Source organism: Ruegeria sp. AU67, from assembly GCF_900312795.1.
GTDB lineage: Bacteria > Pseudomonadota > Alphaproteobacteria > Rhodobacterales > Rhodobacteraceae > Ruegeria > Ruegeria atlantica.
In genome coordinates this window covers 207,128-215,177 of sequence record NZ_OMPH01000026.1, presented here as the reverse complement: position 1 = coordinate 215,177, position 8,050 = coordinate 207,128, and the positions used below count along the sequence as shown (strand labels likewise).

8 protein-coding genes are annotated in these 8,050 nt (G+C 58.2%); all 8 read right to left on the bottom strand.

Features of this window, described 5'->3' with window-relative positions; translation table 11 throughout:
• Nucleotides 1-108: formate--tetrahydrofolate ligase (locus tag DK510_RS22830; protein ID WP_160116508.1), on the bottom strand; the 108-nt coding region annotated here is incomplete at its 3' end.
• 165 nt (nt 109-273) lie between these two features.
• Nucleotides 274-849 carry a sulfurase gene (locus tag DK510_RS14020; protein ID WP_109312613.1) on the bottom strand — a complete coding sequence of 192 codons (576 nt, stop codon included), beginning with the start codon at nt 847-849 and terminating at the stop codon, nt 274-276.
• Between the two features lie 108 nt (nt 850-957).
• Nucleotides 958-2,874, bottom strand: coding sequence for an ATP-dependent zinc metalloprotease FtsH (gene ftsH / locus DK510_RS14015; RefSeq protein ID WP_109312612.1), 1,917 nt, complete (start codon nt 2,872-2,874; stop codon nt 958-960).
• A gap of 76 nt (nt 2,875-2,950) precedes the next feature.
• Nucleotides 2,951-4,204: a tRNA lysidine(34) synthetase TilS gene (gene tilS / locus DK510_RS14010; RefSeq protein ID WP_109312611.1), complete on the bottom strand. Its 1,254-nt coding sequence runs from the start codon at nt 4,202-4,204 to the stop codon at nt 2,951-2,953.
• On the bottom strand, nt 4,201-5,034 hold the full coding sequence (gene ybgF / locus DK510_RS14005; protein WP_109312631.1) for a tol-pal system protein YbgF: 834 nt from the start codon (nt 5,032-5,034) through the stop codon (nt 4,201-4,203). Before ybgF ends, tilS begins: the two co-directional genes overlap by 4 nt.
• A 4-nt stretch (nt 5,035-5,038) precedes the next feature.
• Entirely contained in the window at nt 5,039-5,542 is a 504-nt protein-coding gene (gene pal / locus DK510_RS14000; RefSeq protein ID WP_109312610.1) for a peptidoglycan-associated lipoprotein Pal, read from the bottom strand.
• Between the two features lie 89 nt (nt 5,543-5,631).
• A complete protein-coding gene (gene tolB / locus DK510_RS13995; protein ID WP_109312609.1) occupies nt 5,632-6,951 on the bottom strand; it encodes a Tol-Pal system beta propeller repeat protein TolB in 1,320 nt (439 codons plus the stop codon).
• A complete protein-coding gene (locus DK510_RS13990) occupies nt 6,948-8,048 on the bottom strand; it encodes an energy transducer TonB (RefSeq protein ID WP_109312608.1) in 1,101 nt (366 codons plus the stop codon). The genes tolB and DK510_RS13990 overlap by 4 nt, the downstream gene beginning before the upstream one ends.
• Nucleotides 8,049-8,050: the final 2 nt, after the last annotated feature.

Below are 8,050 nucleotides of genomic sequence, written 5' to 3'. Positions count from 1 at the left end.
GCCATAGGGCAGCAGATCAGCAGAATCGATGCCAATCTTAGCGCCAATTTCCTGAATAGGCTTCTTCTGCGCCTCGCGCGCAATTTCAATGTCCGATTTATAGCTCATTGGGCAAAACCCCCGGTTGAATTCCCTGCAAACCGGCGCAGCTGGGCCGGTGCTGGTCAATCCATACCGTTGTGTACAATCCCGATGGATAGAGATTCCGACATATTCATGCCATGAAACGGCGTAGCGTCATTTCACCGGTTTCAAATCGAAAACGCTTGACGCTTAGGGCGCCCAAGCCCGCTGATCTGGCACGAACAGGCTCATCTGGTCCCCCAACCGCAGCTGTCCGGGTCGTTCCACCCACGCGGTCACACCCCTTCGGCCCTGTGCTGCGGGCTTAAAGGACGCCCCGTACCCGGGTTGATCGGCTTCGATCTCACGCCCAGGAATGACGCAGGGACGGTTTTCCATATCCACGGTTATCGTGACACCGTCGCGGCCCTGCAAACGCGAGGATGGCGGAAGATGTGTAAAGTCCGGAATGCCGCGCAACAAGATGCTGACGCCCAGAAACGACGGGTCCAACCGATCCAGCCCCATCTCGTTGGCGGTGGAATCCATTTCCTCGGCGGACAGAACAGACAATTGGCGCACGTTGCGGATTTCAGTGCCTTGCGGATACAGATTCTTGACCCTGACACATGAGGCCCGGTTGAGACCCTCGTGCCGTTCGCCTTTGTCCCCTGAGAAATCCAGATCCAAAACATCGACCGCTTTGGCCCGGATTGAACCACCCGCGGGCACATGACCCAGCCAAACAACTTCACCCGTGAATTCTGTTTCTTGCAATACCGGCATTTGAAATCCCCTTCGGCTGCGGGCCGTCAAAATCGTACTAAAAGTCAGACCGGGCCAAATGAAAAGCTGAAAAGAAAAGACCCGGGACTTAGCCCGGGTCTGATTTCTTTATGCCGAAGGTTCCGGCTCCATCCCACCGTCGGGCGGGGTCTTTTTGACCTTTGTCTTGGGAATGGCCGTAACGCTGGGCGCGCTGCCCTCATCCGGCTTGTCACCCTCGTCATCACCATCGGTCGGCGATTCGCCATTCATGACACGCTTGATCTCATCCCCGGTCAGAGTTTCGTATTCCAGCAAGCCTTGCGCCAGACGTTCCCACTCCTCGATCTTGTCGGACAGGATCTTGTGCGCGCGCTCATAACCCTGCTGGATCAGGCGTTTCACCTCTTCCTCGATCAGCTCTTTGGTATGCGCTGAAACCGAGAAGCCAGCAGTGTTGCCCGAATAGCCATCATGCGCCTCGGCATAATCAATGTTACCGACTTTGTCAGACATACCCCAGCGCATCACCATGGCACGCGCCAACTGGCTGGCCTGCATGATGTCACCGGCGGGACCGTTTGAGACGTGGTCTTCACCGTATTTGATCACCTCGGCGGCTTTGCCTGCCATGGTCATGGCCAGCTTTTGCTCGCATTCGTCGCGGTGATAGTTCAGACGGTCCATTTCCGGCAACGACACCACCATACCCAATGCGCCACCGCGCGGAATAATAGTCGCCTTGTAGACCGGATCGCACAGCGGCAGCGACAAACCGACGACAGCGTGACCAGATTCGTGATAGGCGGTCTTTTCCTTCTGGTCTTGCGTCAGCACCATCGAGCGGCGCTCGGCCCCCATCATCACTTTGTCTTTGGCGTTCTCGAAGTCTTCCATGGTGACAAAGCGACGGCCAACGCGCGCCGCCATCAGTGCGGCCTCGTTCACGAGGTTCGCCAGATCAGCGCCCGAGAAACCCGGAGTACCACGCGCGATGATGCGCAGGTCGACATCGGGACCCAGAGGTGTCTTGCGCGCGTGCACGCCCAGGATCTTCTCACGGCCTTTGATGTCGGGATTGCCGACAGTCACGTTGCGGTCAAAACGACCGGGGCGCAGCAGCGCAGGGTCCAGAACGTCCTTACGGTTAGTGGCCGCCAGGATGATCACGCCTTCATTGGCTTCGAACCCGTCCATCTCAACCAGCAACTGGTTGAGCGTCTGTTCGCGTTCGTCGTTCCCGCCGCCATATCCGGCACCACGATGGCGACCCACGGCGTCGATTTCATCGATGAACACAATACAGGGCGCATTCTTTTTGGCCTGTTCGAACATGTCACGCACACGGGATGCACCAACACCCACGAACATCTCAACAAAGTCAGAGCCTGAGATGGTAAAGAACGGCACACCCGCCTCACCCGCAATCGCACGGGCCAGCAGCGTTTTACCGGTGCCCGGAGGGCCAACCAGCAGCGCGCCTTTCGGAATCTTGCCGCCAAGACGGCTGAACTTCTGCGGGTTGCGCAGGAATTCCACGATCTCTTCCAGCTCTTCCTTGGCCTCGTCGATGCCTGCGACATCGTCAAATGTCACGCGGCCATGCTTTTCGGTCAGCATCTTGGCCTTGGACTTGCCAAAGCCCATCGCGCCGCCTTTTCCACCGCCTTGCATCCGGTTCATGAAATAGACCCAGACACCAATAAGCAGCAGGAACGGCAGCAGCGTGATCAGGAACGACTGGAAACCGGATTGCTGCTGTTTCTCGGCGCGAACCGGAATGTTCTCGTCGATCAGCAGTTTGGTGACCTCGGCATCGCCGGGTTTGATGGTGACATAGTTGGCACCGCTTTGCGTGGTATAGCGAATCTGTTCGCCATCCAGGGTCACATTCTTGACTTCGTCGGCTTGAACGGCGGTTACGAAATCAGAATAAGTTCTTTCATTGCTCTGAAGTGTCCCGCCTGGTCCGCTGAACAAATTGAACAGTGCAAGGATCAGCAAAAACAGAACGACCCAGAAGGCGATGTTACGAGCGTTGCCCAAGGAAAGTCTCCCAAAAGATTTCGGCAGATGGGGGTCTGCCGGGTTGCTCTATAAAATAGAGATGATTCAAGGAGGTTCAATGCGATAAAAAAGAAGAATGAAACTCGGGCGTTCCGGGGGCCAATTCAGCCGTCCATCCATTCAACAATCTGGCGGTTGGAGCTGACACCAGTTCATCCCCCAGCCAAACAGAGGGTGAGGCCAACAAGACCTGACGTGGCTTACCCAAGTCCCGCCAAGCTGGAACCCTAGGCAGGCCTTGCTCGCCTAATGGTCGGATTTGTACACCAGCAGTCGAAGGTCCTGACAGAATCCAGCGTTTGTCCCACGGCTCGCCAGGGCGCGCGATTTCGCCCTGAACGGCGTTTAGCTCTCTGCAAATCCACGTTTTATTGACCTTTGGGACAAACAAACAGCCATTGATCGACGTAGCGATACCTTCTTCAACGGCCTTCACAGCCTGATCCACCGACGTTTGGCGTGGTGGATACCCCGCTCCGGCAATCCATGCGATGCAGCCGATCACAAGCCGGCGCTGGATTTCCTGCGGCAAAGACTGAAAGGCGGTGCGATCCAAGCAAACATCACCGGTTTCCACCACGGCGATTTTTCGGGCGGATTCCTGCGTAAAACGCTCCAACGCCTCACGCGCCTGCGCAAGGTTTTCTGCGACTCGGGTCAAAGAACTGGCCGTGATCCCCAAATCCTTGAGGTCAGACAAGGCCTGCCGTGCCTTGATCCGGTCAAACCGGAGGTCCTGATTCGAGGGATCTTCGATCCAGCCAACTCCCTCACCAGACAGATAGCCACGCAATGCTTGCCTTGTTATACCCAGCATCGGTCGCAACATCGTCACGCCATCCAATTCCCGTTCAACTGGCATGCCCGATAGGCCCGTAACACCAGCAGCGCGGCCCAGTCGCATCAGGAAGGTTTCGGCCTGATCATCCGCTGTGTGGCCTAACGCAATCGCGTGGATGTCATTATCGCCGGCCCATTCGGTCAACAGCCGATAGCGCGCCTGTCTGGCCTGATCCTGAAGGTTCCCCTGACCGGCCCACCCTGTCCATTTCAACGTTTGATGCGAGATACCCAAACGCGCGGTAAGCTCGCTCACCCCCTGCGCCTCGTCCGCGGATTCGGGGCGCAAACCGTGGTCAACGGTTGCCGCAAACAGCTTAACCTGCTCGTTTTGGGCAATATCATTCAATAGCAAAAGCAGGGCGACAGAATCGCCCCCGCCAGAGACAGCCACACCCATACGCGATGGAAGGGTTCGCGGCAAACGCGCCCGAATCTCGGCGCGCAGTTCTTCAGCGTTTTCGGTCAAGAACAGCCCAGGCTTGCCATTTCCTGTGTGGCATTGGTGGCCGAGGCCGAAGACGGGAACCGCACGCCCACCTCGCCCAGAGTGATGCAAGCCTGATCGGTCTGACCCAGACGCCCCAGCGCCGAGCCCAACTCAAACAGCGCCTCGGGTGCGAATGCACCTTCGGAATCGCCGGTAAAGCTGGCCAGAAAGGCCCGCGCGGCCTCACGCGTGTCACCGATCCCAACAAGCGCGCGCCCCCGCTTCAGGTTGGCTTCGGGGGCCAGCGGACTGCCGGGATACGAGGTTTCGAATGTGGCGAATTGCTCCGCTGCGGCCTGATAGTTGCCATCTGCTAGCGCTTGTGATGCGGCATCAAAGTCCGCGCGCTCACCCACTGCAAGTTCACTTTGCTCAGTCGGGGCCGGTGCCGTCGGGTTTGCTGGTGTTGCGGGGGCCGTAGCGGTGATTTCGGTTTCGCCACCCAGGGTCGACGTCTCGCCAAGCGTGCTGAGATCGCCGCCTTCCAGTTCCACCAACCGGAATTCCAGATCGCCGATCCGGTTGGTCCCGTCAGTGACGATGTTCTGCACACGCTGGTTCAACTGCTCGGTTTGCCGAGTCAGGCGCTGCAATTCAGCCTCAATGGCGTCAACACGTTCCAGAACGGAACTGCCAGCCAGATTGGGTGCCGGAGATCCGGTGGTTGAAAACTCGCGCTTGAGGCGCTGTATTTCGACGTGCAGCACCGTCAGCTCCTGTCGGATATCCGCCAGAGTTTGCTGATCCTGTGCACTTGCCACGCCTGCGGTCGCCATGACCGCAGCCAGAACCCATCCTGCAATTCGCATCATCTTACCCCAAAGTTGAACCGGTCAGAACCGTCACCGCTCGGCGGTTTTTGGAATAGCATTCCTCGGTGCTGCAAATCTCGATCGGGCGTTCCTTACCGTAGCTGACAGTAGTCAAACGGTTACCCGCAACGCCGCGGGAAATAAGGTATTCACGCGCCGCGTTTGCACGTCGCGCGCCCAGAGCGAGGTTATACTCTCGAGTGCCTTGTTCGTCCGCATGCCCTTCGATCGTGGCGACGAAATCAGTGTTGGCCAGCAGCCAGTCTGCCTGCCCCTGCAAAATCGTCTGTGCTTGCGCGGTCAGGGTCGATTGATCGACCTCAAACAACACGCGGTCCCCCACGGTTTGCTGGAAATAGGCTGGAGAGCGGGGATCGCTGGGCGAACCCGGCAGGATCGAACCATTACCCCCTGCGCCACCGCCCAATGCCGAAGGATCGTTGTTGGTGCAAGCGGCCATTATGCCCAACGCGCCCAATGCTATGACTTTGCCCAATACATTCATTTCAGGTGCCTCGTCGTTTTATTGCTTTATTGCTGTCTCTGTTATCACAGTGCAGGAAATATGTGAACTTTTCCAACCCCCTGCCCCGATCACTTCTGCAGTGGTCCCCAGGATGGATCGCTGCCACCATCCGGTGTACGCACCGGGCGCAGGTTCCGACCCGAGATATCCACCGAATACAGTGTCGCCCGACCGCTTGCGCCCTGCGATTCACGGGTGAACATGATGACGCGACCATTCGGCGACCATGTTGGCCCTTCATCCAGGAAGGACGAGGTCAGCAGGCGTTCCTCGCTGCCATCCGTCCGCATAACACCGATATGGAACCGACCCTTGTTCTGCTTGGTAAAGGCGATCAGGTCCCCACGCGGCGACCAGACAGGTGTGCCATAACGCCCCTGCTTAAAGCTGATGCGGGTCGCCTCTCCGCCATTTGAGGGCATGATGTACAATTGAGGTGTGCCAGAGCGGTCGCTTTCAAACACGATCTGCGACCCATCCGGAGAATAGCTGGGCGCAGTCTCAATGGCAGGTGTGTTCGTCAGCCGCACGCTTTGCCCCGAGGCCAGATCCATTTTCCAAAGGTCCGTGTTGCCGCCCTGAATCAACGAATACAGAATGGAACGGCCGTCGGGCGAAAAGCGTGGCGAAAAGCTCATGGTGCCGTCTTGTGTCTTCAATTCGGTCCGTTTGACGCGATCAACGTCCAAAACATAAATGCGCGGCTGACCGGTTTCATAGCTTGTGTACAACAGCCGATCGCCCGAGGGCGAAAAGCGTGGCGCCAGAACAATCGCGGCGCTGTCGGTGAGGTACTGAACGTTCGCGCCGTCGTAGTCCATGATTGCCAGCCGTTTCAGACGCTGGTTCTTGGGGCCGCTTTCGGACACAAACGCGACGCGGCTGTCAAAGTAACCGCTCTCGCCGGTCACTCGGGTGTAAACCTGATCGGCCACTTTGTGTGCCATGCGCCTCCAGCCATCTGTGGTGCCGGAAAACTGCAGACCATTGCCCAATTCCTGACCCGAGAATACGTCCCAAACGCGAAATCGCACCGTTAGCCGTTTGCCCGAGACATTGACTGCCCCCGTCACTAGGGCTTCAGCATTGATGGCCTTCCAATCGGCAAATTGCACAGGGGCTTCGAAACTGCTGACCCGACTGATGAACGCGTCTGAAGAAATTTCACGGAACAGTCCGGTTCCCGTCAGATCCGCCGCTACGACGCGCGATAAGTCGTTTGCGTATTGTGTGGCTGCTGGCCCGTCGGGCACGAAATTTGGCACCGCAAAAGGCAGGGGTTCGATAATCCCCTGATCCAGCTCAAGACGCAACGGTCCGCTTTGTGCATACACAGGCGCCGCCAAAATTGTCAGGCCAAGCAACAGGCTGGTCAGAAATCTCATCATTTGATCCGCATCCTCTCGGGATTGAATGTAATCTCAATATCCCGCCATTGTTCGTATTTGTCAGCAGGCAGGGTGTATCCTTTGGCCCCGCAGCGCAAAATCGCTCGCCGGGCGGCCTCGTAGGCTTGTCTTGCAGACGCGTCAGTCCCGCCGGAACTGTCGATCATTTGCAGTGTACCGCCGAGCACCTTGCCATCTGGTGTCAGCGAGAACCCGACCACAACGACCGTTTGCAGTGCGTCCGTGGACAGGGAACCAACGTTCCAGCACTTCGACACAGCTAGTCGCATAGCATCCTTCTCACCCGCAGTCAGGGGTGGACCAGACGGCTCGCTGCTCTGCCCCAGCGCCTCGGCCAGTGCGTCGTTGATCGCGGTTTCATCACTTGGCGCGGGCTCTGGTTCGGTCGGTTCTTCGGTCTCGGCCACTTCGGGTTGCGCCGGCGGCGTCGGCCGGTTCGGTCGCACCAGCGGGCGCGGAGAGCTGTGCGGCGCATATTCCTTGGCTTCTTCCGCCTCGGTCACGATTTCATCCGTGGCCTCTTCGGGTGCCGTTTGATCCTGCTGTTCTTGCTGAGTTTCAGCTCCCTCGTCCAGCGATACAGCCGGGGATTCAATATCATCTGGCGTGGCCTCGGGCGGCGGCGGCGCGACAGGTTCAGGCGCTACTTTATCCGCAGGCCGCGGCTGTGCCTCGGGCCCTGGCGGGGTGGGCAAAACGACGGCCTCGGGTTCTGGGGGGACCAATTCGGGGGGCTGTTCGATCACGACCGGTTCAGGTGGGGGGGGCAGCGGTTCTGGCTCCAGCTCAGGCTCTGGTTCACTTGGTTCTGAAACTTCTGAAGTCGGAGGTTCCTCTTCTACCGGCTCAGGGGTGGGGATTTCCTCCTCAGGTGTGTCGGGCTGTTGCAGGGCGGTTGGCGTCGGCAACTCGGGTGCCTCACTCTGTGCCGTAAGTGCTGCGAACTGTTCGGCAGAAATCACCGAGATATCCTGAACAGGCATAGGCAATGGTTCGGACCGGAAGGTGCCGCCAAACAGAGCCCACGAAATCAAACTGACATGGGCAATTGCCGAGATCTTGGTGCCGGTATCCACCG

What these genes read in the sequence shown, in the direction of transcription:
- DK510_RS14020 (WP_109312613.1), bottom strand. Translation starts at nt 849, where the DNA reads ATGCCGGTATTGCAAGAAACAGAATTCACGGGTGAAGTTGTTTGGCTG.
- ybgF (WP_109312631.1), bottom strand. Translation starts at nt 5,034, where the DNA reads ATGCGAATTGCAGGATGGGTTCTGGCTGCGGTCATGGCGACCGCAGGC.
- pal (WP_109312610.1), bottom strand. Translation starts at nt 5,542, where the DNA reads ATGAATGTATTGGGCAAAGTCATAGCATTGGGCGCGTTGGGCATAATG.
- tolB (WP_109312609.1), bottom strand. Translation starts at nt 6,951, where the DNA reads ATGATGAGATTTCTGACCAGCCTGTTGCTTGGCCTGACAATTTTGGCG.